The organism is Vreelandella sedimenti (assembly GCF_013416325.1).
In the GTDB taxonomy this organism is placed as follows: Bacteria; Pseudomonadota; Gammaproteobacteria; order Pseudomonadales; family Halomonadaceae; genus Vreelandella; species Vreelandella sedimenti.
Map to the genome: position 1 here is coordinate 112,138 of NZ_JACCGK010000002.1, position 26,731 is coordinate 138,868.

At 55.8% G+C, this 26,731-nt stretch carries 24 protein-coding genes; 10 read left to right on the top strand and 14 right to left on the bottom strand.

Annotation, left to right across the window (positions count from 1 at the left end; translation table 11 throughout):
• Nucleotides 1–86 precede the first annotated feature (86 nt).
• Nucleotides 87–1,301 carry an MFS transporter gene (locus tag HZU72_RS02550; RefSeq protein WP_235975963.1) on the top strand — a complete coding sequence of 405 codons (1,215 nt, stop codon included), beginning with the start codon at nt 87–89 and terminating at the stop codon, nt 1,299–1,301.
• Nucleotides 1,302–1,311: 10 nt separating this feature from the next.
• On the opposite strand, the gene HZU72_RS02555 is transcribed toward HZU72_RS02550, so the two are convergent.
• The 12 genes from HZU72_RS02555 to HZU72_RS02610 form a co-directional block, all read right to left on the bottom strand.
• A complete protein-coding gene (locus HZU72_RS02555; RefSeq protein WP_180090311.1) occupies nt 1,312–2,094 on the bottom strand; it encodes a sulfite exporter TauE/SafE family protein in 783 nt (260 codons plus the stop codon).
• A 21-nt stretch (nt 2,095–2,115) separates the two neighbouring features.
• Nucleotides 2,116–4,434, bottom strand: coding sequence for an ATP-dependent DNA helicase (locus HZU72_RS02560; RefSeq protein WP_180090313.1), 2,319 nt, complete (start codon nt 4,432–4,434; stop codon nt 2,116–2,118).
• On the bottom strand, nt 4,431–6,122 hold the full coding sequence (locus tag HZU72_RS02565) for a VRR-NUC domain-containing protein (RefSeq protein WP_180090315.1): 1,692 nt from the start codon (nt 6,120–6,122) through the stop codon (nt 4,431–4,433). The genes HZU72_RS02560 and HZU72_RS02565 overlap by 4 nt, the downstream gene beginning before the upstream one ends.
• Before the next feature lie 52 nt (nt 6,123–6,174).
• Nucleotides 6,175–7,962 (bottom strand): M14 family metallopeptidase, encoded by a 1,788-nt coding sequence (locus HZU72_RS02570; RefSeq protein ID WP_180090317.1) that lies wholly within the window; start codon nt 7,960–7,962, stop codon nt 6,175–6,177.
• The gene (locus HZU72_RS02575; RefSeq protein WP_009287872.1) at nt 7,959–8,813 is read right to left on the bottom strand and encodes an ABC transporter permease; all 855 of its coding nucleotides are present in this window, start codon (nt 8,811–8,813) and stop codon (nt 7,959–7,961) included. Before HZU72_RS02575 ends, HZU72_RS02570 begins: the two co-directional genes overlap by 4 nt.
• Before the next feature lie 2 nt (nt 8,814–8,815).
• Nucleotides 8,816–9,739 carry an ABC transporter permease gene (locus HZU72_RS02580; protein ID WP_009287871.1) on the bottom strand — a complete coding sequence of 308 codons (924 nt, stop codon included), beginning with the start codon at nt 9,737–9,739 and terminating at the stop codon, nt 8,816–8,818.
• A gap of 94 nt (nt 9,740–9,833) precedes the next feature.
• Nucleotides 9,834–11,363, bottom strand: coding sequence for an ABC transporter substrate-binding protein (locus tag HZU72_RS02585; protein ID WP_180090319.1), 1,530 nt, complete (start codon nt 11,361–11,363; stop codon nt 9,834–9,836).
• Nucleotides 11,364–11,413: 50 nt separating this feature from the next.
• The gene (locus tag HZU72_RS02590) at nt 11,414–13,270 is read right to left on the bottom strand and encodes an ABC transporter ATP-binding protein (RefSeq protein ID WP_180090321.1); all 1,857 of its coding nucleotides are present in this window, start codon (nt 13,268–13,270) and stop codon (nt 11,414–11,416) included.
• 229 nt (nt 13,271–13,499) lie between these two features.
• Nucleotides 13,500–13,835 carry a hypothetical protein gene (locus HZU72_RS02595; RefSeq protein ID WP_022520776.1) on the bottom strand — a complete coding sequence of 112 codons (336 nt, stop codon included), beginning with the start codon at nt 13,833–13,835 and terminating at the stop codon, nt 13,500–13,502.
• Nucleotides 13,836–13,937: 102 nt separating this feature from the next.
• Nucleotides 13,938–14,972 (bottom strand): histone deacetylase family protein, encoded by a 1,035-nt coding sequence (locus HZU72_RS02600; protein WP_180090323.1) that lies wholly within the window; start codon nt 14,970–14,972, stop codon nt 13,938–13,940.
• Nucleotides 14,973–15,018: 46 nt separating this feature from the next.
• Nucleotides 15,019–15,318: a GIY-YIG nuclease family protein gene (locus HZU72_RS02605; protein WP_180090325.1), complete on the bottom strand. Its 300-nt coding sequence runs from the start codon at nt 15,316–15,318 to the stop codon at nt 15,019–15,021.
• Nucleotides 15,311–15,784 (bottom strand): YchJ family protein, encoded by a 474-nt coding sequence (locus HZU72_RS02610; protein WP_180090327.1) that lies wholly within the window; start codon nt 15,782–15,784, stop codon nt 15,311–15,313. The genes HZU72_RS02605 and HZU72_RS02610 overlap by 8 nt, the downstream gene beginning before the upstream one ends.
• 184 nt (nt 15,785–15,968) lie before the next feature.
• Between HZU72_RS02610 and HZU72_RS02615 the strand changes: the two genes are divergently transcribed.
• Entirely contained in the window at nt 15,969–16,280 is a 312-nt protein-coding gene (locus tag HZU72_RS02615) for a hypothetical protein (protein ID WP_022520780.1), read from the top strand.
• A 72-nt stretch (nt 16,281–16,352) separates the two neighbouring features.
• Here HZU72_RS02615 and argE read toward each other — a convergent pair whose 3' ends face one another.
• Nucleotides 16,353–17,525 (bottom strand): acetylornithine deacetylase, encoded by a 1,173-nt coding sequence (gene argE / locus HZU72_RS02620; RefSeq protein ID WP_180090329.1) that lies wholly within the window; start codon nt 17,523–17,525, stop codon nt 16,353–16,355.
• Between the two features lie 231 nt (nt 17,526–17,756).
• On the opposite strand from argE, the gene ugpB reads away from it, so the two are divergent.
• The 5 genes from ugpB (at nt 17,757) to HZU72_RS02645 (ending at nt 23,295) form a co-directional block, all read left to right on the top strand.
• On the top strand, nt 17,757–19,082 hold the full coding sequence (gene ugpB / locus HZU72_RS02625; protein WP_180090331.1) for a sn-glycerol-3-phosphate ABC transporter substrate-binding protein UgpB: 1,326 nt from the start codon (nt 17,757–17,759) through the stop codon (nt 19,080–19,082).
• An 88-nt stretch (nt 19,083–19,170) separates the two neighbouring features.
• On the top strand, nt 19,171–20,055 hold the full coding sequence (ugpA, locus tag HZU72_RS02630) for a sn-glycerol-3-phosphate ABC transporter permease UgpA (RefSeq protein WP_180090333.1): 885 nt from the start codon (nt 19,171–19,173) through the stop codon (nt 20,053–20,055).
• An 18-nt stretch (nt 20,056–20,073) separates the two neighbouring features.
• The gene (ugpE, locus tag HZU72_RS02635) at nt 20,074–20,916 is read left to right on the top strand and encodes a sn-glycerol-3-phosphate ABC transporter permease UgpE (protein ID WP_180090335.1); all 843 of its coding nucleotides are present in this window, start codon (nt 20,074–20,076) and stop codon (nt 20,914–20,916) included.
• Nucleotide 20,917: 1 nt separating this feature from the next.
• Nucleotides 20,918–21,973, top strand: coding sequence for a sn-glycerol-3-phosphate import ATP-binding protein UgpC (locus HZU72_RS02640; protein ID WP_180090337.1), 1,056 nt, complete (start codon nt 20,918–20,920; stop codon nt 21,971–21,973).
• A gap of 77 nt (nt 21,974–22,050) precedes the next feature.
• The gene (locus HZU72_RS02645; RefSeq protein WP_180090339.1) at nt 22,051–23,295 is read left to right on the top strand and encodes an RNA polymerase sigma factor; all 1,245 of its coding nucleotides are present in this window, start codon (nt 22,051–22,053) and stop codon (nt 23,293–23,295) included.
• Between the two features lie 7 nt (nt 23,296–23,302).
• Here the strand turns inward: HZU72_RS02645 and HZU72_RS02650 are convergent, their stop codons facing one another.
• Entirely contained in the window at nt 23,303–24,355 is a 1,053-nt protein-coding gene (locus tag HZU72_RS02650; protein ID WP_180090341.1) for an aldo/keto reductase, read from the bottom strand.
• A 99-nt stretch (nt 24,356–24,454) separates the two neighbouring features.
• Between HZU72_RS02650 and HZU72_RS02655 the strand changes: the two genes are divergently transcribed.
• The 3 genes from HZU72_RS02655 (at nt 24,455) to HZU72_RS02665 (ending at nt 26,716) form a co-directional block, all read left to right on the top strand.
• Nucleotides 24,455–25,366: a LysR family transcriptional regulator gene (locus HZU72_RS02655; RefSeq protein ID WP_180090343.1), complete on the top strand. Its 912-nt coding sequence runs from the start codon at nt 24,455–24,457 to the stop codon at nt 25,364–25,366.
• A 145-nt stretch (nt 25,367–25,511) separates the two neighbouring features.
• Complete coding sequence (locus tag HZU72_RS02660) at nt 25,512–26,357, top strand: YciI family protein (protein ID WP_180090345.1); 846 nt, start codon at nt 25,512–25,514, stop codon at nt 26,355–26,357.
• Entirely contained in the window at nt 26,354–26,716 is a 363-nt protein-coding gene (locus HZU72_RS02665; protein WP_180090347.1) for a YciI family protein, read from the top strand. The genes HZU72_RS02660 and HZU72_RS02665 overlap by 4 nt, the downstream gene beginning before the upstream one ends.
• Nucleotides 26,717–26,731: the final 15 nt, after the last annotated feature.

Here is a 26,731-nt window from a genome sequence, read left to right on the forward strand (position 1 = left end):
TAGTCAAAAAGGGCTAGTCAAAAAGAGCCCAGTAGAAGAGTGCAAAACAAACTAGCATGCTAACAAACATGCTACGATATGCGTTCATGCTTTTCACCCTTCCTCCTTCTCTTGATATGGACAAGACCATTAGCCAATTAACGCATATTAAGGCCGTATTACTGTTTGCCAGCACCATGACCGTGATGTCGGGGGCAATTATCGCGCCCGCACTGCCGGGCATCAGTCGCCATTTTCCCGACCAGCCCCAGGTAGTGATCCAGCTGATTCTGACCCTGCCTGCGCTGATGATTACGCTGTTCAGTCCACTGATGGGCTATCTTGCTGACCGGTTTGGGCGCAAGAAATTGCTGTTGATGATGCTGGGCATCTACGGTTTTGCGGGGGTCGCGGGCTTTTTCATTGATCGCGTGGATCTGCTATTAAGCTCCCGCGCACTGATGGGGATTGCGGTAGCCGGTATTCTCAGTATCAGTACTACGCTGGTGGGGGATTATTTTGACGGCGCCGAACGCGCCCGTTTTTTGGGGCTGCAAAGCAGCTGCATGGCGCTGGGCGGGGTAATCTTTATTAACCTGGGCGGGCTACTTTCCGACTGGAGTTGGCGCGGCCCGTTTTTACTCTATATGACCGGTGTGCTGCTGCTTCCCTATGCCTGGGCGATTCTCCAAGAGCCTCAATCCAGTGATGATGCCAGCCGCGATACAAGCGATGTGCCGGTAACGGTGGACTACGGGCGTACCGGTCTTGCTTACCTGATCGCCATGATCAGCATGACTATGTTTTATATGTTTCCCGCGCAGTTGCCCTTTCTGCTTTCCCAGCAGGGTCAAGTCAGCGGCGTAGCGATCGGCGTGGCGCTCTCGATGGCAGCCCTGACGGCCAGCATCGTGGCGTTTTGCTATGGTTACTACAAGCCGTTCCTGTCGGTGATGACCATCTATGTGCTCGGTTTTTTCCTGGCGGCCGCCGGTTTTTTGGTGGTGGGCTTCACCCAGAGTTACGCCATGGCCATCGTGGGTGCGGCGATCTCCGGCTTTGGCCTTGGCGCCTTTATGCCCAATACCACCACGTGGCTGATGCGGATCACGCCTCAACGGGTGCGCGGCCGGGTGTTTGGCGGTTTTACCTCGACCTTCTTTTTCGGCCAGTTTGTCTCCCCGGTAGTGGTCGCCCCGGCGATGATCTGGCTGGAGTCGCTGCGTAACGTGTTTACCGGCATGGCAGTCGTGTGCGGACTACTGGCCGTTGTCCTGATCCTTCTGGGCAAGACGACGCTCAAGGCCGACAGCCAGCTTTGAGCATCAGCACTTACGCGGGCGGGTGAATCAACCCCACGACACTGACCAAAATCAGCACCGCGCCCAGCACACGGAAGAACAGCCCAGTGTCCGCTTTGAGCATATAGCGGTGGGCTTTCTCGCCCACCAAATGGCCAACAAAGGCACAGGGCAGCAGCCACAGCTGGTGGATTAACTGCAGATCCACGCCTGCAATCAGGAACGAGACCATCTTGATCACCACCAGGATAAACCACAGCACAAACATGGTATCCCGCAACTGCTCTTTGGCGACGTGGGTGGCGAACACCGCCACAATCAACGGCGCGCCAATCAGCGACGTACCGCTGACATACCCCCCAAGCGCCAGCAGCACGTAGTCCACGTACTTGTTCTTGCTCTTGAAAGGCTTATTCAATACATAGCCAATGGCATAGATGATCACAATGCCGAAAATGATACTGGTCATGACTTGTGCAGGCAGCGTTAACAGCCCCACTACCCCAATCAACTTGGGGATGATCATGATTTTCAGGGCTTTGACCAGGTACCCCCAATCGATATTGCTCTCTGGCGATGTGGTACTCGCCCCCGCTTGCTGCACTTGTCGATGCCCGCGCCAGGCGATCCAACTGGAGAAAATCAGCAGGTGAATGGCAATAATCGGCAAGAACACCAGTGGCTCGTTGACCACCAAAAGCAGAAAAGGCAGCGCCAGCACGGCACCGCCAAAGCCCAGGCTAGTTCGCACAAAACCGCTCCAGGCAAAAATTAGCCCGATCAGCGCATACTGGTACCAGAGTAGATCTGTCATGGCTCGCGTTAGGGTCCTAAGTTAGGGGTTGATATCTCCCAGCGACCACCAGCGTGGTAATAGCGCACGCACGCTGGTCTGGGCAAAACGATCATCCATTAATACCACAACCCCTTGATCTTCTGGACTGCGGATAACGCGACCTGCGGCCTGTACCACTTTGATCATGCCAGGAATGCGGTAGGTGTAGTCGTCACCCTGGCCGAAGCGAGCGGTTAATCGTGCTTTAAGCGCTTCGTTAAAGTCATTAAACGGCGGTAGTCCCAGGGTGGCGATAAAAGCACCGATCAAGCGGTCACCGGGCAGGTCGATGCCCTCTGCAAAAGCACCGCCCAACACCGCAAAGCCGATGCCTTCTCCGCCGGGTGCAAAGCGCGCCAGAAACGACTCGCGCTGCGCTTCCGGCATCCCTCGGGTTTGGCTGAAAACGGGCACTTCCGGGTGCGCCTCGCGAAACCGCGCCAGCGCTGCCTCCAGGTAAGCAAAGCTGCTGAAGAACGCTAAATAGTGGCCTGATTTGCGCTGATACTGCTGCGCCATGGTCGCGACGATAGGATCGATAGAGGCGTCCCGATCCCGAAAACGCGTGGAGATATCCGTGCGTATACGCACCTCTAACTGACACGCGGTAAAGGGCGATGCCACTTCCCGCCATACCGTTTTTTCCGGCAAGCCCAGCAGATCCCGGTAGTAGTGGGCAGGGTTTAACGTCGCCGAAAACAGCACCACTGAGTGCGCCGCGTTAAACCGTGCGGCCAGAAAATCGGCGGGTATCAGATTGCGTAACCCTAGCACCGCCCGACCGCGGCCATAGCGGGTAAGGTCACACAGGGAGTGCTCGCCAAAGCGCTCCGCCAGGCGGCAGAACGCCAGCGCTTCAAATAACAATTCCTGTAGTTCCAGGCTGGCATCTTCGGGGTGCTCACCCAGGTGGTCGGTGATGGCGGCGCCCACCTGTTGGGCAGCGATAACTAGCTTGTCGGGCAATGCCGTAAGCAGCCGGTAGGCCGGTTTCCTGGGGTCGCCCTCCTCTTCCAGCCTCGCCTCTTTAAACGACGTATCTTTAAACAACGCCTGCCACTGACGGGCCAAACGACCCAAGGGCCGGGAGAGCGCTTTGGGCGCAGCACGGCGAGCCCGGTTGAAACGCTGCTGATCAAGCTCGGCGCTGTACATACCACGAGCGCGCTCAATCAGATTATGCGCTTCGTCGACCAGCACGCCCGTTCGCCAATCGTTGGCCTGGGCTAAGCCGTGCAGCAGTGCGTGGCTATCGAACCAGTGGTTGACGTCACCGACGATCACATCTGCCCAGCGCGCCAGCTCCTGGGCGAGATAATACGGGCAAACATCGTGGGCCAACGCCACTTCGCGCAGCGCGTCGCGATCCAGCCACCCCTGATCCACCGCCGCTTGGCGTGCTGCAGGCAGGCGATCGAAAAAGCCGACGGCCAATGGGCACGACTCGCCGTGGCAGGCGCGATCAGGGTATTCGCAGGCCTTCTCACGCGCCACCAGTTCCAGCACCCGCAGAGGAAGTGTTTCATCACTAGTGCGCAGTGTAGCCAGGGCATCCAGCGCCAAACGGCGGCCAGGGGTTTTCATGGTGAGAAAGGCAATGCGATCGAGCTGCTGGCGGGGCATGGCCGCAAGCATGGGGAACAGCGTGCCCATGGTTTTACCGATGCCGGTGGGCGCCTGGGCGAGCAGGCAGCGCCCGGTGCTAGCGGCTTTGTAAATGTCTTCAGCGAGTTCACGCTGGCCGGGGCGAAACGCGGCATGGGGAAAGCGCAGGGCCTGCAGGCCACTATCGCGGTCCTGACGGTGCCCGGCCTCCTGTTCTGCCCAGGCAAGGAAGCGTTGGCACTGCTCGGCAAAGAACGCCTGGAGTTCGCCGGCAGTGGTTTCCTGGCTAATCAGGGTCTCTTTGCCGCTGGCAATATCCAGATAAACCAACGTCAAGGTAATCTGTTCCAGCGCACGCTCAGCACACAGTAACGCGCCGTAGACTTTCACCTGCGCCCAGTGGAGTGCACGCTGATTATCCGCCATGCGCTCCAGACTGCCACGGTGGGTCTTGACCTCTTCCAAGCGGTTGGCCGTTGGGTCAAAACCATCGGCGCGGCCGGTGACGGTTAGCCCTTCAAAAGCGCACCCTTTATAACTGCCGGACAGCGGCAATTCGGCGATATAGTCTGCCCCGCGTCGGCTGGCTACAAGGGTGTGTCCTTCGATGCCTTCTCGCGCGCTGGGAGCAGGGGTAAAACGGTGATCGAGATCACCCTCCCGGGCAGTGAAGTCGCACAGCGCTCGCACCGCCACGCGATACTTCGCGATCATGACTCAGGCTCATCGCTGGCAGCCCAGCGCACGTAACAAACCGCGACTGGCATCCCATGGCGGTGAAAGAACTTAAGCCAGCGGCGTTGGTTATCCTGCAGCCGATCGCCGGGGCCTTTGACCTCAATCATCCGATAGCGTGGCTCGCCAACGGGCGCACCGGGCATAAATTGAATCAAATCCGGCAGTCCGGCCCGGTTGGCTTTCAGATCCCCCAGCAACCGCTCGAAGCACAAGCCTAGGTGCATGGCGGGAATGCACGTCAACGCCAGCTCAACCAGCGGTTCATCGACAATCGTCCAGTGCACAAAGGGGGACGCCAGGCCGTGTTTCTCCCGCCAAGTCGCCCGAATCACCTCTTGGTAGCTGCCGTCTTCCAGGTACGCCAGGCAGGCATCGAAGGCGTCTCGCCGACGCACAACGAAATCGTCGCGGTATAAATCCGCCGGGCCATTGTGGAAAGGATGGAAAAAAGCGCCTGGTAGCGGGTCGAAAATCGCTGGCCAGCAGAGCAGACCAAAGAGCCCGGTCATCAGCGCATTTTCCACATAGCAGACCGGCGCCAGAGGCTCGCCGAGCGCCTGAACCACGGCGCGTTCGACGCTTTGTGGCCCGGGCAATGACAGATCCCAGCGCTCATGGATGGGTTCCGGGTCGTTCGGCATTGTGGGCAGTTTGAGCCGCCGCCGTAAGCGGGGCAGAATCCGCGCCAGCGCCTGGTGCTCGGTTTCGTTGGGGCTGCTATTAAGGGCTTGGGTCGCCAGCTCAAAGGCCGCGGTGTGTTCGCCTTGGCGCTCCAACAAACGTAACTGCCGAATGCGCGCTTCGCTACTGGCGGACTCGCGATACAGTCTCAGCGCTAGCGCGGCGTCTCCGCTACGCTCTGCCTCACGACCCAACTGGAGCAACAGCCTTGCGCGCCGCGTGGCCAGCCAGCGATTATCCGCAGGCGGTGGCATTTCAGGGAATAGATCGGCGGGCAGCTCGCCGTCGTCCAGACGTTGGCGCAGACGATGGAGCGCTAAATACGTATCCACTTCATGGCGCGACTGGAAAGCGCGGGACTCTGGCGTGAAGGGCACACTTTCAAAACGCTGGAGGCCAAGCTCGGTTAACACGAACTCGGCCCAGTCCTGGCGCAGGTTGCCAAAGAACATCAGGCGCAGGCGGTCGCAGGTTTCCATGACTGTTAGCCGCAGAACTGGATCGTTTGCCTCGGGCCACCACTGGCATAACCGCTTGGGTACATTGAGCTGGCTCGCCAAGGTGTCGTAAAGCACGCTTTTGGCACTGGACGCGGCAAGCCCGGCGGCGCGTATTTCTTTTGCAAGCACCTGGCGCAACTCGGCAAGGCGTAGCTGGTGAAACAGCTCATCGATGTTAAGCGCTGGGTCACGTTCCACCCAACCCAGCGCGATCAAGGGCACTATCTCGGAAGCGCTATCTCCCACTTCGGTATAGTTTAATTTGCTGAGCCGAAACAGTTCGCCTTTACGCATCACCATCCGCACCAGCAGCGCTTGGGAGGCTTGCGGTAAGCTTTCAAACTGTTCAAGAAAAGCGAGCTCGTCTGCCGCGAGCAAATCAGCGTGGCGCCCCCCCACCCAGGCCAAAACGAAGCGAAAGTTCGTCAGGTAATAGAAAGGGTCATCGAGGGAGGCGGTAGACGTAGCGAAAGCACTGTTCATTTATCCATTGTATCAGTGCGACGCTATTTTGACAGTCTCGCCGTCATTGAGATTAACTATCCAATGAGAGCGTTTGAAAGGCGTTATAGGCCGCCACCACCGTTGCCATTTGCGCGGTATGCGCCTGTACAAAGGGCTCGCCGGTTAGGGTTTCATCAGGGTATTCCGTGATCAGCATCAATGGCGTTAATTGATCGACATCTTCCGAGCTCAGGTAGGGAAAGCCATTCAACATCGGGAAGGTTAACGCCCCCGCATGGGTCTCAAATAACGCAATTTGCGCGGCATTAAATTCGACTAGCCCAGGCACTTGCGCAAGCTGCTGGGTGACGGCTTCCACCAATTGCTCAGCCGCTGTTTCATAGCCTGGTTGATGACGCAGGATCAAAAAGAAGCCTTTCGGGATCGTCCACATCTCAAAGCCGCGAGGCACGTAACCGTTTAACGGCCGCGTCCACTCATGGGCCGGGTAGCCGTGCAGATTGATATGCAGTCCGGCATTACTGAGAGCGAATGCCTGTTCACGAATAGCATGTTCAAATGGCTGCCCAAGCGGCTGACTCTGTAGGTCATTACCAAAGGCCGTGTAGCGCGCCGCATGGTGCATATGGCGTGGCTGATTGGCGATGAGCCGGCCTTGCAACGCGTAGCCATCAGGGTTTTCCAGCGGTGAGATGACAAAGTGGGCCTCTGGCTCACCGCTAAGCTGCGCAGCGGCACGCAGCGCCCCCACCACACCGGAGGTTTCGTTGGCATGCTGCCCCGCACTGATCATCACGGCGCGGTCACTACCGACGATATAACGCGCCTCTACGGCTCTCCCCGCTCGTGTCTTGGCGTCTAACGACTGACCACCCATCTCTGCCAATAACGCCTCTATTTGCTCAGCGCCGATAGCCTGTTGAGCGGTCTCCAGTTCGACCTCGGCCCGCGGCAGTTGGGAGGCATCCAAAAGCCGTAGGCTGACTTTCAAATAGGCTCGCTCACCCTGAGAGGAGACTTCCGGCACAATCTGCCCTGGCTGAATGGACCGATCCCCCAGCGCCAACCCTGCACGGCGCTGAAAACACTCCAGCGCAGAGAAATAGAGCTCTTCATGGAGTGCCTCGGCAAGGCTGATATGCTCATCGTCAAATGCTAAGCGGCGGTCACTACAGGGCAACTGCACTGTAAAATTGAGCTCTTCGAAGTAGGGCGACGCTGCCTGCCACTGGATTGAGGATAACGTTGCCAACGCCGCTTGAAACAGCGCCTCAAAGTCAGTCTCAACAATCGATTCGCTCACCTCGCCATTGGGAGAGGTGAGCCGCAGCCAGCCACAGGGCGAGCACTGTGCCTCGTCTACATGATCTAAATGTTGACGATTAGGCGCTTCAACCCAATACGTTTCCAGCTCCCCAGTGCTTCGCTCTACACGAACGCGATAATAAAGAAGTGTAGAGATAGTGGTTGAAATAGTGGTAGGCGTGGCATCAACTTCCTCCCAGCATAGCGCTACACCTGGCGGAAGTAGCGCCGCCAGCGGGTAGGCTTCCAGCAGAAAGCGGCGCGGCGCATGCGCTAATGCGGGGTACTCAATGACCAGCGACTCCAGCGCCTCCCACGAGAACTCCTCTAAAAAGAAGTGCACCAGGGGCTTATAGGCACTGCGCAGGCGTGCACTAATATCAGCAGCCTTGAAGGCCGTTTCTGTGGCTTGGCGTTCGGTTTCATCGTCGAAGACCCATGCCTCCAACTGATAGCCTTGATAGGCAGGCGTGGCGTACTCATCAAGCAAAGATCGCGTAGTGCGTGGAAACGAGCGCTCTAACAAGATCTCGATACGGGGATCGTTGGTCATAAGGAGGTGCGTCCAGTGGGATCCAGGGCATCCCGGAGCCAGTCACCCAGCAGGTTCAGTCCCAGCACGGTTAACAGAATAGCCAAGCCGGGGAACACGCTAACCCACCACGCCGTTTGCAGGTAGGTACGCCCTTCAGCCAGCATGCCGCCCCAACTGGGAATCACCGGATCCACGCCCAAGCCTAAAAAGGTCAGGCTGCTCTCAAGCAGAATATTATTGGCCACATTGAGGGTCATCAGCACGATGACGGGGCCAATCAGGTTCGGCAACAGATGCTGGAATAGAATACGAATATCTTTCACCCCAATCGCTTTGGCCGCCAGAATAAATTCACGGTCGCGCAGCGATAGCACCGAGCCGCGCACCAAGCGTGCGTACTGTACCCACTGGGAGATAATCAGCAGAATAATCATATTGGTTAGCCCGCCACCAATCACGGCGATAAAGGTAATCGCCAGCAGGATAAAGGGTAGCGCGAGTTGCACGTCGGCAAAGCGCATCACGATCATATCCAGAAACCCACCGTAGTAGCCGGATACCAACCCCATAATGATGCCGATCACCACCGCCCCGAGGGCGGAGTAGACCCCGACTTTTAGCGAGATTTCACCGCCGATAATCACCCGCGCGAGCACGTCCCGGCCTAATGGATCCGTGCCAAGGGGAAAGCCAGGCTCCACCAGCGGCGGCGTTAAACGGTAGGCTAAGTTAAGCTCTGAACCTCCTCCGGGAAACAGCCAGCCGGAGAAGATCACCGCTAAACCGATACCACCCACGAGCAGCACGCCAAGGATAAACTCAAGGTTCTTAAAGCGTTTCAATTTGTCGGTTTTAATAGCTGCGGTCATGGTTATTCCTTGCGCACCCTGGGGTCGACCAGGCCATAGGCAATATCAACAAGAAGGTTAATGGAGATGATCATTAACGAGAGCACGGTAATAACACCTTGTAAGACGGGATAGTCCCGGGCCGATACGGCTTCGAAAGCCAAGGTGCCTAATCCCGGCCAGTTAAAGACACGCTCGACAACCACGATACCGCCTAACAGACCACCGAACTGCAGGCCAAAATAGGTGATCAGTGGAATGGAGCAGTTACGCAGCGCATGTTTGTAAAGTACGACCGTGTTGGAAAGGCCTTTTGCCCGCGCCACCATGATGTACTGAGAGCGAAGGGTATCCAACATAGTGGTTCGCACTAGGCGCACGTTGGTGGCGGTTAGAATGATCCCCATCGTCGCCGCGGGCATAATGAAGCTGGAGAAGCCCTCCATGCCACTGGGCGGCAGCAGATTAAAGGTGATGGAGAGCAACAGTACCAGCATGATGGCCAGCCAGAAGTTAGGAAAAGAGAGCCCAATCAGAGAAAAAATCCTGATCATTTGGTCGGGCCACCTTCCCCGCGATACCGCTGCTTTAATACCCAGCGGTATCGATACCACAATAGACACAAACAGCGAGGCGAAAGCCAGCGCCAAGGTGGCAGGTAGAGCGCGACCGATCAGGTCACTCACCGGGGTGCCGCCCATAAAGCTGCGCCCAAAATCACCCACCACCAGACCACGCAGGAAGCCGATGTACTGAGCTAGGAAGGATTGATTCAAACCCAAGGCTTCACGAATCCTTTCCAGATCCGCCTCGGTAATACTACCCGCCCCTTGTGCCAGCATGACCGCCGGATCACCGGTTAACCTGATCGCAAAAGAGACGATCAGCGTCACGGCGATCACCACAAAGACGGCCTGCAGTATTCGATAAAGAAGAAATTTTGCCACTATGACCCCAAGCCCGTAACGCTTACATGAAGCTTTTGTGAAGTGTCAGTGTGAAGAACCGGCCACCCTTTCAAGCGGCCGGATGGCGTTACGTTTATTCACTAACGTCCACGTTGGTTAAACGCATACGGTTATCCGGGGCAGGCTCAAAATTCTCCACCCGGTCACTGACGCCGTAGAGGGCATTGATGCTATAGAGCGGCATTTCCAAGGCGCGATCCTGCGTATACTGCGCAATCGCCTGAAGCAGCGTTTCACGCTCTTCCTGATCAGTAATGCTGCGCTGGGCTTCGAGCATTTCATCTAACTCAGCGTCGCTGTCATAAGGATTCCAGCGTTCGCCAGTGTGGTACATCAGGTAAGCAGTATTGTCGAAGTCAAAGGTCCAGCCGCCCCATTTCTGCTGGAACATCTCACCTGTGCGGCCTGCCGGAATAATGTCGTTAAGTAGCACATTGGTCTCGTAAGGTTGGATCGAAGCGGTAATCCCCACCCCTTGTAGATAAGACGCCACCACCTGGGCCACCTCACCGAAGGTTGCGTCGTTACCGCGAACATCAATCTGTACCGTTGCGCCTTGCTCGACGCCCGCTTCATCCAGCAGCTCGCGAGCCTGCTGCGGATCATACGGCAGGGGCTCCATATCAGGGTCGTTACCGAAGGACTGAGCGCCCTGGAAGCTGGCGATCATTTCTCCCTCGCCAGCCAGGATGGAGTCGATAATCGCCTGGCGATCCACGGCCATGATCATGGCTTTACGCACGCGTTCGTCGGCGGTAATACCTGATTGGGTGTTGAAGCGAATCGCTTCCACCGTCGGCGAAGCCACGCTGACGATGCTGGCGCCGTCGTGGTTATTGATGGTGTCGATCATGCCGATGGGAATCGTCGGCGGAATAACGATATCAACCCGCCCAGCCTGCAGTTCAGCCACGGCGGTGGAAGGCTCGGAGATAAAGCGGTAAGTCACTTCGTCAAGTTTCGGCGCGCCGCCCCAATGGTCAGCAAAGGCCTCAAGCTGAACGTCTTCACGGGGATTATATTCCACTACTTTGAAAGGCCCAGTGCCTACCGGATGGGTATTGAAGTGTTCATCACCATACTCGGTCAGATACTCCGGTGGCACAATCATCGCCCCGTAGCCTGCTAGCTTGGTGAGCAGTACTGGGTCGGGCTCATTCAGGTGAAAGTCGACCGTGTAGTCATCGATGACTTCCACGCTTTCAATCGCCGTGTAGTTGGAGCGCTGGGGCCCCTGCCCCCCTTCCTCACCTAATAAGCGATCAAAGGTGAACTTTACCGCTTCAGCATTGAAGGGTTCGCCATTATGGAAGGTGACGCCTTCACGCAGAGTGAAACGGATACGAGTGCCATCATCCAGTTCCTCCCACTCGGTTGCCAGTCCGGGCACCAGCTCTAAATCAGGGCCTCGATAAGTCAAACCATCGAAAATATTGGTGGCAACCGATGCCCAATTCACCAAAAAAGTATCGATGGGATCCCAGCTACCGGGATCTTGCGGCGAAGCAATCGTTAATGAGCCAGCCTGCGCAGAGGCAGACAAGGCAACGCTCAAAGCCATACCGGCGATGGCACCATTGAGCACGCGTTTGTTTTTCTTCATGGGATTACTCCTGTTGTGGTCTCACAGTTTTTGTATCATCAGGAAACTAACTATGACGCCAAACGCTCGGCGCTGCCGACTTCCTGGGCAACGAAATGACCAGCAGCCACCTGCACTAAGGGCATATGATGAGGTTCATCACCGACCTTACGGATGGGGCTAAGAATATCGCCCTGCAGCAAAGCTCTCTCCTGCCGCTGAGCCGGGTTAGCCACTGGGACAGCGCTCAAGAGCTTGCGTGTATAAGAGTGCTGAGGCGAATCAAACACCGCCCGGCGCTCGCCTAGCTCGACAACTTGGCCAAGGTGCAATACCGCCACGCGGTGGCTCATTTTTTCCACTACAGCCATGTCATGACTAATGAACAGATAGGCCAAGCCTTCGTCTTGCTGCAACTCCATGAGCAGATGAATGATCTGCGCCTGGATGGAAACATCTAGGGCAGATAGCGCCTCATCAGCAATGATCAACTTAGGCTTGGAAGCCAGAGCGCGGGCAATACATACCCGTTGGCGCTGGCCGCCTGAAAACTCATGGGGATAACGCTCAGCCTGATCAGCGCTCAAACCAACGCGCTCAAGTAATTGATTAACGCGTTGACGTATTGCTTTAGCACCGTGCAATAAACCGTGCGTACGGATGGGTTCGGCTATCGAAAAACCCACGGTTTTGCGGGGATCCAAGGAGGCAAACGGGTCTTGAAAAATGTACTGTACTTCTTGGCGCAGGCGCATTTTTTCTGCCCGAGACATATCGGCTACGGCCTTGCCACCAAAGCGTATCGTGCCACTGGTGCTTTCCTGCAACTGCTGAATGGTGCGCCCGATGGTCGACTTGCCAGAACCCGACTCCCCTACCAGCGCCAGCGTCTCTCCAGGAAAAATGCTGAAACTGACATTTTCCACCGCGTGGACGCGATGGCTAATCCCCCCAAAGAACCCTTTACGGATATCGAAACGGGTAACTAACTTTTCTATCTCCACCACTGGGGCGGCATCGGTTCTAGCCGTATCCTGTTGACGACTTTCACCCAGGGTGCGCGCAACATTTCCATCCAGCACCACTAATGGATCCATGCGGGGAAGGGCTTCCCCCTGCATGCTGCCAAGTTTAGGCACCGCCGCTAACAGTGCTTGGGTATAGGGGTGTTGGGGGCGGGCGAAGATCTCCTCCACCGAAGCTTCCTCGACCTTTTCACCATGGCGCATGACCACTACCTGGTCGGCCATTTCCGCCACTACCCCCATATCGTGGGTGATGAAGATGACGGCCATCCCAAGTTCCTGCTGCAGGTCGCGCATAATAGTTAGAATCTGCGCCTGAATGGTGACATCCAGCGCGGTGGTGGGCTCATCGGCAACCAGTACTTTTGGTCGGCAGGCCAGCGCCATCGCTATCATCACTCGTTGGCGCATACCACCGGAGAGTTGGTGGGGGTAGCGTTTTAATAGCGCTTCAGCATCGGCCAGGCGCACCAGTTTCAACAGTTTTACTGCTTCGATGCGCGCCGCATCTTGGGTGAGCTTCTCATGCAACACCAGCACTTCGGTAATCTGATCGCCAATGGTGTAAACCGGATTCAGCGACGTCATTGGCTCTTGGAAAATCATGGCAATGTCTTTGCCACGTATCTTGCGCATCGCCTTATCCGAAAGCTGGGTAAGGTCTTGTGGTTGAGAGCCACTGGCGTCACGGTGGAACAGTATTGTGCCACTGGTAATCTCAGCGTTCATGTACTCCACCAAGCGCATAATAGCCAGTGAAGTCACCGATTTACCCGAGCCAGATTCACCAACGATTGCCGTCGTTTTACCTGAATAAACATCAAAACTCAGATTTTTAACAACTTGATTGGAGCCAAAATTCACGCCCAAGGAACGAACCGATAGCGCTGGTGTAGTGGTCACAAGATGTATTGCCCCCTGCCCTTAGATAGCGTTTTTGTAAAACGTTAGTCGAGTAGACATATCCTTTCAAACTACTCACCCTGCTAAACTTTTGTCAACACACCGTTGTTAAGCACCTACTAATTCTCCTGTCATTAAAAACTCGACTACCTACTAAGACATACATTTCGCGCACAAAAAAAGCTCCATTGCAGGAGCTTTCGATTGCGTTTAGTGTTGATTGGCGTGGTTACCCCACCCGATGCTGCTTGAGCACGGTAAGGCTTCTCTCTTCCTCGCTTTGCGGCTGAGAAGGTGCTTGACGGGTGCCGACCAGCACGTACCACTCGGCCTCTGAAAGGTAGGTTTGACACCAGCGGCCAAGGTCGGCGGCGCTCTCCTCGCGGCTAGAATCCCCGCAGCGGTAGTCGTTCGCCAAATGAAGGAGGTCTTGACGGGCAGTACGTGCACGGGCGTTGCCACCGTGTACTTTTACCAGCGGGCAGCGTCGGTCATAGGCGGCGTTGGTTAACGCATTAAGCCAACGCTCCAATTCATGTGCCTGAATTCCACCATACACTGCCACGCTTGAGCTCCCTGCCCCGTTGAAAGGGCAATAGCCTGCCCGATTTAGGGGCCGCTGTCACGGTTAACCTTTACCCTTGTTTAGATGCAGTTCCAGACCGTTTTATAGCGCCTGTTCAAAACCTTGTAACACGTTGACTACATTGACACCTATTTCATCTACAGCATAGCCCCCTTCCATTAGAAACACGCTGGGTAAACCTACTTGGGCCAGGCGCTCACCTAACGCTGTGAAATCTTCGCTGGTAAAGGTGAAGGCACTGATGGGGTCATCCTCAAAAATATCGACCCCTAGCGATACGATCAGACACTCACACTCCGCGGCTTTAATTTGCGCCAAGGCTTGTTCAAGTGTGGCCATCCACGTGGTAACGCTGGTACCCGGCGGCAACGGGTAATTGACGTTAAAGCCCTTGCCTTGCCCTTCACCGTTTTCATCAGCGTAGCCCAAATAGTAAGGAAAGGTGACTTCAGGGTCGCCGTGCAGTGAGATAAACAGCACATCATCACGCTTGTAGAAGATCTGCTGGGTGCCGTTGCCGTGGTGAAAGTCGACATCAAGAATGGCGACCCGACGTTTGCCTGCCTCCAGCGCTCGCTGGGCGGCAATAGCGGCATTGTTAAAGAAGCAGTAACCGCCAAACTGATCAAACGCGGCGTGGTGCCCTGGGGGCCGGCATAAACCAAAACTGGGTTCACCGGTTTGTAGCGTATGTTCTAGCGCGCCTAACGCCACGTCTTTACTCGCCATGGCGGCTTCAAAGGTGCCTGCTGAGATCGACGTTTCCGCCGCCAGCGCGTAGTAGCCTAGCTGGCCGCTAACAGATCGCGGAATGCGGTCACCACGCATGGTTCGTGCAGGCCAAATATTGGGGATCGCCTCCCCCTCATGTCCGGCGGCACCCCACTCTTGCCAACAGTTGGCTAGAAACGTTACGTACTCTTTGTCATGCACCGCTAATACGGGGGCTAACCCATAGGCGCTGGGGGTACGAATATCGCCAAGCCCGGACTGGCGAAGATGCTTTAGCACTAGATCAAGGCGTTCAGGGCACTCAAACGGGGTCACCAGCGCGCCGTCATGTAACTCCGTGCGCGCTTGGCGCAAACGGCTATCCTCTGAATAAAACATCAGCATTCCGGCTCCTTAATGTACGTCTAACGCGGTAGCGGGTAATGGATACTTAGTTAGCTTCTAATTGCACGGGCCACTGTTTGGCCCAGCGGCGCTTCTGGTTCGGCGTTTGTTGCTTTAACTGATATTCAGCCCGGCTTGCGGCGGCGCGGTCTTCAAACGGTTCGGCACCCAGCAGCGCAACAGGAGGATTCGCACGGGTATAACGCGCCCCTTTGCCGGTGCAGTGCGCTTGATAGCGCTTTGCCAGGTTATTGGTAATGCCTGTATAGGTGCCACGCTGGCACTCCAGCAAATAGAGATACCATTGCGGTTCGGCTTTGTGAGGCTGAACGATGCCACTATTCACCGCAACATACCTTTAATTTACGCTCACTACCACATAAGCACGGGTCGTTGCGGCGTGGTTTTAAGCGGGTCAGCGTGGGTGTTCCGTCTATATACCACCAGCGTTGCTGCTCTTTAACGAAGCGGGAAGCCTCTTCTAATACATGCCAGCCTTTTTGTACTCGCCCCCTTTCATAAAAACAGGCACGAAAATGCACGTAACCGATATTGTCGAGCGGCGGTTCTGCGGAGACGATAGATAGCGACTTCCACTCAGCGTCAGGATCAGGCGCAAGCTCTGCAGGTCGGGTAGAGGGGTGCCATGTTGCCAACAGGTAGTCGCTACGCCCTAACACAAAAGCCGCATAGCGAGAGCGCATCAAAACTTCAGGCGTAGGGGCAAGTTCGCCTTGGTGATAACGGCCACAGCATTTATCAAGCGTTAATGGGCTACCACAGGGGCAACTTAGCTCAGTCGTGGAGGTCATAGAAAAGCTCGTTAGTCACATCTTCTATAGCCTAACCTATACGCCCTATGCGCGTCGCCAGACGTGTATCACTATTGTTCGATATTTATACTGCGTTAGGTATATAGTAGTGGGGCAATACATTCAGACGATGGGGTACGAATCACGATCGATCATTCTTTCCAAAATTTTTGGAGGTTCTCCTATGAAGGTCTTTAAACCGGAATGGCAGTGCACGTTTAGCGTAAACGAAGGCGCGGAAGAATCAGCAACTTGGAAAGAGAAAATCGCGTGGCGACTCAGGGGAGTTGCGGATCGGCTGGAAGGTGGTGGGCGCACGGTAAAAATCGATTACCGGGTGACGCCAGCGGTTAGCCAACAGGAAGTCGACACTTGCTTAGGCAAGGGCTTCGAAGTAACTCAACGCCTGCTAACGCAGTTAGCCCAACAGCAGGCGTGCGAAGATGTGATGCGCCATGCTAAAGCTGAGCTGTTCGAACAACATCCTCAGCATTAAAAGCGGCACGGTATAAAAAAGTATGAAAAAATCCCACTCCTTCAACAAGGTGGGATTTTTCTTGGTTGGCCTTTAATTGGCTTCAACCGGCTTTTCGAGCGCACTACCCATTTTGATGAGAAAATCCTCGCACGCTTGGAGCTGCTCAATATCGATATATTCATCGGGCTGATGCGCCTGGGCGATGCTGCCAGGGCCAAGAATTATTGTCTGCAAGCCCTGGCCTTGAAACTGCCCTGCTTCCGTGGCGTAAGCCACCGCGTGGTCGCAGCACCCTGCTGGCAAATGGTCTTTGGCTAAGCGAAGTACCTGGTCGTTTTCGCGGTCGGCCAGGCCTGGCACTGTCACGTTTAGCGGCTCAGTGGTGATTTCAACGTGCTTGCCTTTGGCCTGCAGCTCAGTGCTTAGCTGGGCGCAATAGGCCTCAAAACGCGCGTATATTTCGTCGAAAGTGTCCGTGGGCAGATGGCGAATCTCCCACTCGAACTGGCACTCCCTGGCCATGATATTGATCGCCGTACCGCCTTTTATTTTGCCTACGTGCAGGCTGGTGTGAGGCACGTTAAAGGCTTCATCGACGCGCCCCTCTTCCACCAACGCCGCCATGGTGTCCTCAATAAAAGTGACTAGCCTTGCCGCTACGTGGATGGCTGAGGTGCCTTGATTGACCTGGCTGCTGTGGGCTTCCTGACCAATCACGGTGGTGCGTAGGTTGGTCGCCCCTTTCTGCGCTACCACTGGCTGCATGCTGGTGGGCTCGCCGACAATCACATGGGCGGTGGTGGAGTAGTGCTCGTAAAAGCGCTTAATGAGGCTTGGCGCCCCCACGCAGCCGATCTCTTCATCGTAAGAGAAACCAAGATAAATAGGCTGCTGCAGAGGCGCCTCAACCCACTTGGGCACCATAGCCAGCACGCAGGCAATAAAGCCTTTCATATCGCAGGTGCCGCGCCCATAAAGGCGCCCATCGCCACCATCACGCAAGGTGAACGGATCACTCGACCAGGGCTGCCCCGCTACCGGCACCACATCGGTATGCCCAGAAAGCATTACCCCACCCGGCGCGTCTGGGCCGACTCTTGCGATTAAATTGGCCTTGGTGCCACAGGGACTCATCACCCGCTCGGCGCTGACGCCGTACTCGGCCAAATAGCCTTCCACATACTCAATCAGCGCTAGATTGGATGCACTGGAAGTGGTGTCGAATGACACCAGCTTCGTCAGTAAAGTGGTCACGTCAGTCATGCTGCTCTCGTTAGTTGGACTCTTTATATCATCCTACTTTATACCACCCTATCATCGCCCTCCTCCTTTTCCTACTGAGTAGGCATGCTGGCGGCATAATGCTGACTGTCACGGCAGGTTCATCGTGCATTCACTAAAACGTCATCTACACTTCTTACTGTTCAGTGCATCCAAAAATCTCAACAAACGCATTGCACGCCTGACTAAGTTCAGGCCCACAAGGAGCTTGTTATGTCTCGTTTTACACTGCACGCGCTTGCCGTTGGTGTGGCGACCGCCAGCCTTAGCCTGTCTGCCCAGGCAGCCACTGAAGTTAGTTGGTGGCACGCCATGGGCGGTCAATTGGGTCAAATTCTCGAAGAAATGACCGAAGAGTTTAACGCTTCACAGGACGACTACCACGTCACACCCAGCTACCGCGGCACTTACACCGAGACGATGACGGGCGCCATTGCCGCCTTCCGCGCCAATGAACAGCCGCATATCCTGCAGGTGTTTGAAGTCGGTACCGGCACCATGATGAACGCCAAAGGCGCCATCTACCCAGTGTACGAGCTGATGGAAGAGCATGGTCGCGCTTTCGATAATGAAGCTTTCCTGCCAGCCGTCGTTGGTTATTACACCGACACCAACGGTAATATGCTCTCTTTCCCGTTCAACTCCTCTACGCCAATCATGTACTACAACCAGGACATGTTTGAAGAAGCAGGCCTGGACCCCGAGCGGCCGCCACAAACATGGGAAGAAGTGGCCGATTTCTCACGCCAAATCGTCGAGTCTGGTGCCGCCAGCTGTGGCTTTACCACCTCCTGGCCTAGCTGGGTAATGCTGGAAAACTTCTCCGCTTGGCATAACGTGCCGCTAGGTACGCTGGAAAACGGCTTTGGCGGTATGGAAACCGAGTTTACCTTCAACAATGAGCTAGTCGCTCGCCACTGGGACAACCTCCACGACTGGCAGGAAGAAGGTGTCTTTAAATGGGGTGGCCCCGGCTCCGGCCCCGACTCTGAGCCGATGTTCTACTCCCAGGACTGCGCGATTTTCTTCGGCTCTTCTGCTTCACGTGCGGATGTCGCCGCCAATTCAGAATTTGAAGTTGGCTTTGGCATGCAGCCCTACTACGACGACGTAGAAGGCGCACCGCAAAACTCGATTATCGGTGGCGCCACCCTGTGGGCACTGCAGGGCCATAGCGACGAAGAGTACGAAGCCGTTGCAGCGTTCTTTGAGTACCTCTCCCAACCCGAAGTGCAGGCGCAGTGGCATCAGCAAACTGGCTACTTGCCCATCACCCAAGCCGCTTGGGATCTGAGCAAAGAGCAGGGCTACTACGATGAGAATCCCGGTGCGGATATTTCGTTGAAACAGATGACCCTTAACGAGCCAACCGAAAACTCTAAGGGCCTACGCTTTGGTAACTTTGTCCAGATTCGCGACATCATCTCTGAAGAAATGGAAGCTGTGATGACCGGCGGCAAATCCGGCCAGGAAGCGGCGGACGACGCAGTAGCACGCGGCAATGACCTGCTCCGTGACTTTGAAGATGCCAACCAGTAAATAAGCACTTACTTCGCCGCTCACTCTAAGGTGGGCGGCGATTTTGTTTGTTGATGCTCATATTTGCTAACCCATTGCAGAGCTGCCCATGCAAACCAAACGCATGACCTACCCTGGTCGCTTTTTGCCCTACGCGCTGCTGGCGCCCCAGGTGATTGTGACGCTGATTTTCTTTATCTGGCCTGCGGGCCAGGCGCTGTATCAGTCGCTGTTGCGCGAAGATGCCTTTGGCCTTAAAACGACTTTTGTGGGCTTCGAGAACTTTGTTCGCCTGTTCCGCGATGGTAGCTATCTCAACTCTCTGTCGGTCACGGCGGTATTCGCAGTCGGTACCACACTGCTATCAATGACGATGGCACTTTTATTGGCCAGCACCGTCAACCGGATGATTCGATCACGTAGCACCTATACCACGCTGCTGGTGTGGCCCTACGCCATCGCCCCCGCCCTTGCGGGCGTGTTGTGGTGGTTTATCTTCAACCCCTCCATCGGCATTGTGCCCTATATGCTGGAAATGGTGGGTTACCGGTGGAACCATCGTAACTCCGGCAGTGATGCCATGCTGCTGGTGATTTTTGCTGCCGCCTGGAAGCAGATCTCCTATAACTTCCTATTTTTCCTGGCAGGTTTACAGTCCATTCCCCAATCGCTAATTGAAGCGGCCTCTATTGATGGCGCCAGCCCAACCAAGCGCTTCTGGACGATTATTTTTCCGCTGCTCACGCCTACCACCTTCTTCTTGCTGGTGGTTAACGTGGTGTATGCCATGTTCGACACCTTCGCGATCATTCATTCCACCACCGCAGGCGGCCCGGCTCAGGCGACCAATATTTTAGTCTACAAGGTCTACGCCGATGGTTTTGTGGGCCTCAACCTCGGTTCCTCAGCAGCTCAGTCGGTGATTCTAATGGTGATTGTGGTGGCATTAACGATGATTCAATTCCGCTTTATTGAGCGCCGAGTCAACTACTAAGCCTTTGGGAGAACGTTAATGGTTGAAAACCGCCCTTGGGCTAACCTGATAGCCCATATTGTTTTGATCTCTGGTGTCGCGCTGGTGGCTTTTCCGGTGTATGTCGCTATTGTCGCCTCTACCCATTCCCTCTCGGGTTTGCTGCAGGGCACCCTGCCACTGCTGCCCGGCGGTCACGGGATCGAAAACTACACGCGCATGTGGCAAGCGGGCGTCTCCAATGCCGGCGCACCGCCGGCCGCCCTGATGCTCTGGAACAGTTTCATAATGGCCATGGCGATCACGGTAGGTAAGCTGTCTATTTCGCTGCTTTCCGCCTTTGCCATCGTCTACTTCCGTTTCCGCTTTCGGATGTTCTTCTTCTGGGTGATCTTCGTCACGTTGATGCTGCCCGTAGAAGTGCGCATTATTCCGACTTTTCAGGTCGTTGCGGATCTTAAAATGCTCAATAGCTTTGCCGGGCTGTCGATTCCGCTGATCGCCTCGGCCACCGCGACGTTTCTGTTTCGCCAGTTCTTTATGACCATTCCCGAAGAGATGCTCGAAGCCGCCAGGGTCGATGGCGCAGGGCCGCTGAAGTTTTTTAAAGACATACTGATGCCGCTGTCGGTGACCAATATCGCCGCGCTGTTTGTGATCATGTTTATCTACGGCTGGAACCAGTACCTCTGGCCGCTAATTATCACCACCGACCCTGATTATTACACCATCGTGATGGGCATTCAGCGCATGACCTCTGAAGAGAACCCACAGTGGCAACTGGTGATGGCGGCAGTGGTGATGGCAGCGCTGCCGCCGGTGTTAGTGATTCTGTTTATGCAACGCCTATTTGTGAAAGGCCTGACCGAGACGGAGAAATAAGATGGCCAGCATTACCTTGGAAGGGCTAAAGAAAACCTATAGCGGCGATGTTCACGCCGTCAAAGGCATCGACTTACAGATTGAAGATGGCGAATTTGTGGTGCTGGTCGGGCCTTCCGGCTGCGGCAAATCTACCCTGCTACGTATGGTGGCAGGGCTTGAAACCATTACCGAAGGCACGCTCAAAATCGGTGACCGGGTGGTCAATAAGCTAGAGCCCGCCGAGCGTGATATCGCCATGGTGTTTCAGAATTATGCGCTCTACCCGCATATGACGGTGTACAACAACCTGGCTTACGGCCTCAAGAACCGCGGGTTTAAAAAAGAAGACATTGAAAAGCGCGTGCGAATTGCCGCCAAAATGCTTGAGATCGAAGATTTTCTAGAGCGTAAGCCACGCAAGCTTTCCGGCGGCCAGCGTCAGCGGGTAGCCATGGGCCGTGCCCTGGTGCGCGAACCGGCGGCATTTCTATTCGACGAGCCGCTCTCCAACCTGGATGCCAAGCTGCGCGTGCAGATGCGCGTGGAGATCAAACAGCTGCAGCGGCGCCTGAAAACCACCAGCCTCTATGTGACCCACGACCAGCTGGAAGCCATGACACTGGGTGATCGCCTGGTAGTGCTTAACGCCGGGCAGATTGAGCAAGTGGGCACGCCCATGGAGATCTATTCCCACCCCGCCAGTATGTTCGTGGCTGGCTTTATCGGTTCGCCCGCCATGAACATGCTGCCAGTGGATTACCTGAAGGCGCAAGGCACCAACGGCCTGCTGGATAACCTGCCCGACGGCACCGATGTCGTCGGCATTCGACCAGATGATATGCATCTAGCGCCGCCGACCGCGCTTCACCTAACTGTCGACTCAACGCTGGCGCTGTTTGAAGCCGCCGGTGCCGAAAGCCACCTGTATGTGACCCTCGCCGATAGCGATCAGCCCACAGTCATCCGCGTTTCGGGGCAGCCGCCGGTCGCCGAAGGCGAAACCCTGCGATTTTTTGTAACCCGCGACGCTCTGCATCCTTTCAACAGCGTCACGGGAAAACGCACAGGGGATTGAACGCCTCCCTTCCAAAAAAACAAGTCAACGGAGAAACCATGCGCTACGTTTGAGATAAAGCTTACGGATCTCCCTTGATGAGTACTGAACCTTCATACGTCGATGACCTGTATCGTGAGCACTCCCGGCGCGTGCAGGCGACGCTGATACGCCTACTGGGGGATTTTGAACTAGCCGAAGAAGCCATGCAGGATGCCTTTATGGCGGCTGTTCAACAGTGGCCAATTAACGGCAAACCTGACAACCCCACAGCATGGCTAATTCGCACCGGCTACCACTGCGGAATAGACCAAATCCGCCAACGCAGTACTGCACGCCGTCGGGCTCACTTGCTATTACCCACAGAGCGGTTACCTACAGAAGAGACGCTGGATCTTGAGCTAACGGCTATCGAAGATGACGCCTTGCGGCTGCTATTCACCTGCTGCCACCCAAGTTTGAGCATGGAAGCACGGATTGCCCTGACGCTTCGCGAGATGTGCGGTTTAACCACTGAGCAGGTAGCCAGCGCGCTACTGATGAAGCCTACGACGCTGGCACAGCGTATCGTACGAGCCAAACGCAAAATTCGCGATGCGCATATCCCTTATGCCGTGCCTACCCAGGAAGAGCTGCCCGAGCGCCTACCCGATGTGCTCCAAGTCATCTATCTGGTTTTCAATGAAGGCTACTCGCGCAGCACGGGAGCCAATGTGGTCGATATCAGCCTTACCCAAGAAGCCATGCGACTGGGCAATGAGCTGGCACGGCTACTGCCCCAGGGTGAGGTATTTGGGCTGATGGCCTTGATGTTGCTTAATGATGCCCGCCGGGATGCGCGCCAGGATAGCGACGGTGAACTGGTGACACTGGATGCTCAGGACAGGCGCCTATGGTGCCAAGAGGATATCCAGGTCGGCATAGCGTGGCTGGAACAGGCGCTGGCGCTCACCCCCACCGGGTACTACACCCTTCAGGCGTCGATTGCCGCCGTACATGCCCAGGCTAGCCGCGCAGAGCAGACCGATTGGGGGCGTATCGTCAGGCTCTATGATGCCCTCTGCCGACGCTTTCCATCACCCATTCTGGCGCTGAATCGCGCGGTCGCCATTGCCATGAACGGTGCGCCCGATACCGGACTGAAGTTACTCGACGACATCGCTCATCACCCGCAAATAAGCCGCTATTATTTATTTCATGCCGCAAAAGCGGATTTACTGCGTCGCCAAGGCCAGCATGAAGCCGCGCGCAGCGCCTATCAACAGGCGCTACTATTGGTCACCCTGAATCCAGAAAAACGCTTTTTGCTAAAGCGGTTAAACGAACTAGAGCCAGCTCCATAAACATCCATTAGCCCCGCATAGAGATCGACATATCGCCATAGATATTTGCCTGAACCGCCGGGCGCCGCAGGTACTCATGGGGAAATCCTAGAGGCACCGCGCTGACCTCGTCGAGCCGTGCCAATTGGTCACCTGTCAGTTCCAATTCGAGTGCGGCCAGATTGGCTTCAAGCTGACTTATCGATCGCGCTCCAATGAGCGGTGCAGCCATACCAGGACGGGTGAGCAGCCATGCTAAAGCCACAGTGGCAGGTGATGTATTTTGTTCCGTAGCGACCTGTTTCACTTCGTCAATAATGCGAAAGCTGCGTTCGGGGACAGACCCCGCTTCGGTCACGATGGCGGCACGGCTGCCGCTGACCACGTTTTCGGGTGCGAGTTCGGCACGATTGTACTTCCCCGTCAGGAGTCCACTCGCCAGCGGTGACCAGGGCATGATCCCCATCCCCATTTCACGCGCCATCGGAACCAAGTCACCTTCCACGCTGCGCTCAATCAGATTGTATTCCAGCTGCATTGCAACCATTGGCGACCAGCCTCGGAGATCTGCGATAGCCTGCATCCGTGAAGCCTGCCAGGCAGGGATATCCGACAGCCCCAGATAAACGACCTTTCCCGCCGCTACCAGATCATCCATGGCGCGCAGAACCTCCTCCACGGGGGTGGTGAAATCCCAGGCGTGCAGATACAGCAGGTCGATATAGTCGCTGCCCAGGCGAGTCAGGCTGTCTTCTACCGCACGAACCATGCTACGTCGGCTGTTGCCTCCAGAGTTGGGGTCATCACCGCGCATCGGCAAGGTGTATTTTGTGGCAATGACCAGGCGCTCCCGTTTCCCCTGGGCGAAACGGCCGACAAAGGACTCGGAAGTGCCACCCGTATAGTAATTCGCCGTATCAATGAAGTTGCCACCGTGATCGACGTAGCGATCAAAGAGCGCGCGGGAGGTCGACTCGTCGGCGCCGAAGTTCCATTCCGTACCGAAAGTCATGGTGCCTAGCGCCATAGGCGATATTTTCAGGCCCGAACGGCCCAGCAAGCGGTAATGGTCGAGCTGCATGGGATTCTCCCTAAGCTGTTGGTTTCCGCAATGGTAGGCTTGTTCTTAAACTGACAGAATACACTGATATATTCATGGACTATGAAGCTGAAATGAACAATGAAAGGTAGCGATGTGGCGGAATTGAGCGCCTTCGTGGCAATCGTCGAACGTGGCAATTTCGCACGAGCAGCAGGATGGCTTGGTGTTTCGCCCTCGGCACTCAGTCAGACGATCCAGCGGTTAGAGGCACGCTTAGGACAGCGTCTTTTGAACCGAACCACTCGAACCACGCGGCCAACGGAAGCGGGCCAACAGTTGTATGAGCGAGTTCGACCCGCTCTGAAGGAGATTTCAGCGGCTCAAGCGCAGTTGCTGGAGCAACAGGACGAGCTTGGCGGACGGTTGCGGATCAATGCGTCGCGCGCTGGGGCTGCTTATGCGCTGGCGCCACATCTGGCTAGCTTTGCCGAGACTTACCCTGGAATTGAAGTCGAGATCGTCATCTCTGATCGTTTGGAAAATGTGGTGGCAAGTGAGTGTGATGCCGGGCTGCGGCTCGGTGAGAGCCTGGAACAGGATATGGTGGGAGTGCCAATGAGCGAGCCACTACGTTGGATTGCAGTGGCATCGCCGCTCTATCTGGCTCGGGCAGGAACACCGGAGCATCCCGCTGCTTTGAAGGAACACACCTGTATCAATATGCGCTGGCCAAGCGGTGGACACCTGTTCCATTGGGAATTCGAGTGCGAAGGTCAGTCCGTTCGGTTGGCTGTGACCGGCCCGCTGTGTACCCACGATGTGGCAACGCGACTGCGTGCGGTCAAGGATGGACTTGGTATTGGTTATTTCCTTGAGCCGGAGGTGAGGGGCCTGCTATCGGCCGGCGATGCCGTTGAGGTGCTGGAGTCTTGGTGTCCAAGGGAGCCAGGGTTCTACCTCTACTACCCAGGCAACCGACTGGTCACGCCGCAGCTTCGGGCTTTCCTCGATCATGTCGCGGCGCGCCGTCAGAAAGTCGTTGCTACGTAATAAGATCATTTAACCTGCATCCGATGGCAGAAGGAAATTAACCGGGTATTCCGATTACCAAAAAATAATATCTAGGCTATGTCGATTCAAGACGATGCCAAACGACTAAAGAGAGTCACTACTCTGAACAACCAGGAGGCTCTCAATGAAATTCATGCTGATACGCCGTGCCGATGCCAACACCGAAAACGGCGCTATGCCATCCCAGGAAATGTTTGCCGCCATGGCTGCTTATAACCAGCGCATGACCGAGGCAGGCGTGTTTTTGAGCGGCGATGGCTTACATCCGACCAGCGACGGGTGTCTGATCCGTTTCAAAAACGGTGAACCCACCATTATCCCAGGGCCTTTGTCTCCAGCCAGTGAGCGCATTGCCGGTTACAGCGTGCTCGAAGCCCCCTCCCTGCAGGCGGCCATTGAGTGGGCTCAGCAGTGGCCCACCCAGGATGCCGATGGCAACGTGACCCTCGAACTACGGCGCTACTTCTCACTGGAAGATTTTGAGCCCGGTGCCGGCATTGAGCAGCACCGTAACCTTGCTCGTGTACCGGATGCCATGAACGTGCACGTTGCCTTTCCCGGCACCTGCCGGGAGGCCATGCAGTTCTATGCCGATGTCACCGGAGGGCATTTGGAGTGCCTGTTAACCTATGCTGACACACCCGCCACTGAACACATGCCGCCCGCCCTCCATGACCGCATCATCCATGCCTCGCTGAACCTGCGTGGACGCCGATTGATGGGCGCCGATATGGCAGCTGACTGCTATACACCACCACAAGGGGTAGAGGTTCAATTGGAGTATCAGGATATCGAGCAGGCCGCACGAACCTTTGCTCAGCTAGCGGAGGGTGGAAAGATTATCATGCCGTTCGAAGCGACCTTCTGGTCACCAGGGTTCGGCATGACGGTAGATCGTTTCGGCGTCGGCTGGATGGTAAACGTTCCGTCAGACAACTGCCCCTTGGCCACAGAAGGAGACTCTCCATGAAGTACGTTGCGCTGGTCTATTACCAAGAACAGATTATCAACGCCATGAGCGAACAGGCATGGCACGACCTCAATCAGGAGTGTATCACCGGGGTAGAGCGCCTGAGCACCAACGGCCACTACCTGGCCGGACAAGCGTTACAGCCAGTAGAAACCGCTACCACCGTGCGTGTACGCGATGGCGAGACGTTAATCTCCGATGGCCCCTTTGCGGAAACCAAGGAGCAGTTGGCCGGTTTCTACCTGCTCGAAGCCCACGACTTGAATGAGGCGCTGCAGCTGGCTAGCCGTATTCCACCCGCCCGGCTGGGCAGCATTGAGGTACGCCCCGTTCGAGAACTCCCCCCTAAAGCAGAATAAAATAGTAATAGGAGA

Bases quoted from the DNA above. Each gene is read 5' to 3' on its own strand.
- HZU72_RS02550 (WP_235975963.1), top strand. From the start codon at position 87: ATGCTTTTCACCCTTCCTCCTTCTCTTGATATGGACAAGACCATTAGC.
- HZU72_RS02555 (WP_180090311.1), bottom strand. From the start codon at position 2,094: ATGACAGATCTACTCTGGTACCAGTATGCGCTGATCGGGCTAATTTTT.
- HZU72_RS02560 (WP_180090313.1), bottom strand. From the start codon at position 4,434: ATGATCGCGAAGTATCGCGTGGCGGTGCGAGCGCTGTGCGACTTCACT.
- HZU72_RS02565 (WP_180090315.1), bottom strand. From the start codon at position 6,122: ATGAACAGTGCTTTCGCTACGTCTACCGCCTCCCTCGATGACCCTTTC.
- HZU72_RS02570 (WP_180090317.1), bottom strand. From the start codon at position 7,962: ATGACCAACGATCCCCGTATCGAGATCTTGTTAGAGCGCTCGTTTCCA.
- HZU72_RS02575 (WP_009287872.1), bottom strand. From the start codon at position 8,813: ATGACCGCAGCTATTAAAACCGACAAATTGAAACGCTTTAAGAACCTT.
- HZU72_RS02585 (WP_180090319.1), bottom strand. From the start codon at position 11,363: ATGAAGAAAAACAAACGCGTGCTCAATGGTGCCATCGCCGGTATGGCT.
- HZU72_RS02600 (WP_180090323.1), bottom strand. From the start codon at position 14,972: ATGCTGATGTTTTATTCAGAGGATAGCCGTTTGCGCCAAGCGCGCACG.
- HZU72_RS02610 (WP_180090327.1), bottom strand. From the start codon at position 15,784: ATGACCTCCACGACTGAGCTAAGTTGCCCCTGTGGTAGCCCATTAACG.
- HZU72_RS02615 (WP_022520780.1), top strand. From the start codon at position 15,969: ATGAAGGTCTTTAAACCGGAATGGCAGTGCACGTTTAGCGTAAACGAA.
- argE (WP_180090329.1), bottom strand. From the start codon at position 17,525: ATGACTGACGTGACCACTTTACTGACGAAGCTGGTGTCATTCGACACC.
- ugpB (WP_180090331.1), top strand. From the start codon at position 17,757: ATGTCTCGTTTTACACTGCACGCGCTTGCCGTTGGTGTGGCGACCGCC.
- ugpA (WP_180090333.1), top strand. From the start codon at position 19,171: ATGCAAACCAAACGCATGACCTACCCTGGTCGCTTTTTGCCCTACGCG.
- ugpE (WP_180090335.1), top strand. From the start codon at position 20,074: ATGGTTGAAAACCGCCCTTGGGCTAACCTGATAGCCCATATTGTTTTG.
- HZU72_RS02640 (WP_180090337.1), top strand. From the start codon at position 20,918: ATGGCCAGCATTACCTTGGAAGGGCTAAAGAAAACCTATAGCGGCGAT.
- HZU72_RS02645 (WP_180090339.1), top strand. From the start codon at position 22,051: ATGAGTACTGAACCTTCATACGTCGATGACCTGTATCGTGAGCACTCC.
- HZU72_RS02650 (WP_180090341.1), bottom strand. From the start codon at position 24,355: ATGCAGCTCGACCATTACCGCTTGCTGGGCCGTTCGGGCCTGAAAATA.
- HZU72_RS02655 (WP_180090343.1), top strand. From the start codon at position 24,455: ATGAAAGGTAGCGATGTGGCGGAATTGAGCGCCTTCGTGGCAATCGTC.
- HZU72_RS02660 (WP_180090345.1), top strand. From the start codon at position 25,512: ATGAAATTCATGCTGATACGCCGTGCCGATGCCAACACCGAAAACGGC.
- HZU72_RS02665 (WP_180090347.1), top strand. From the start codon at position 26,354: ATGAAGTACGTTGCGCTGGTCTATTACCAAGAACAGATTATCAACGCC.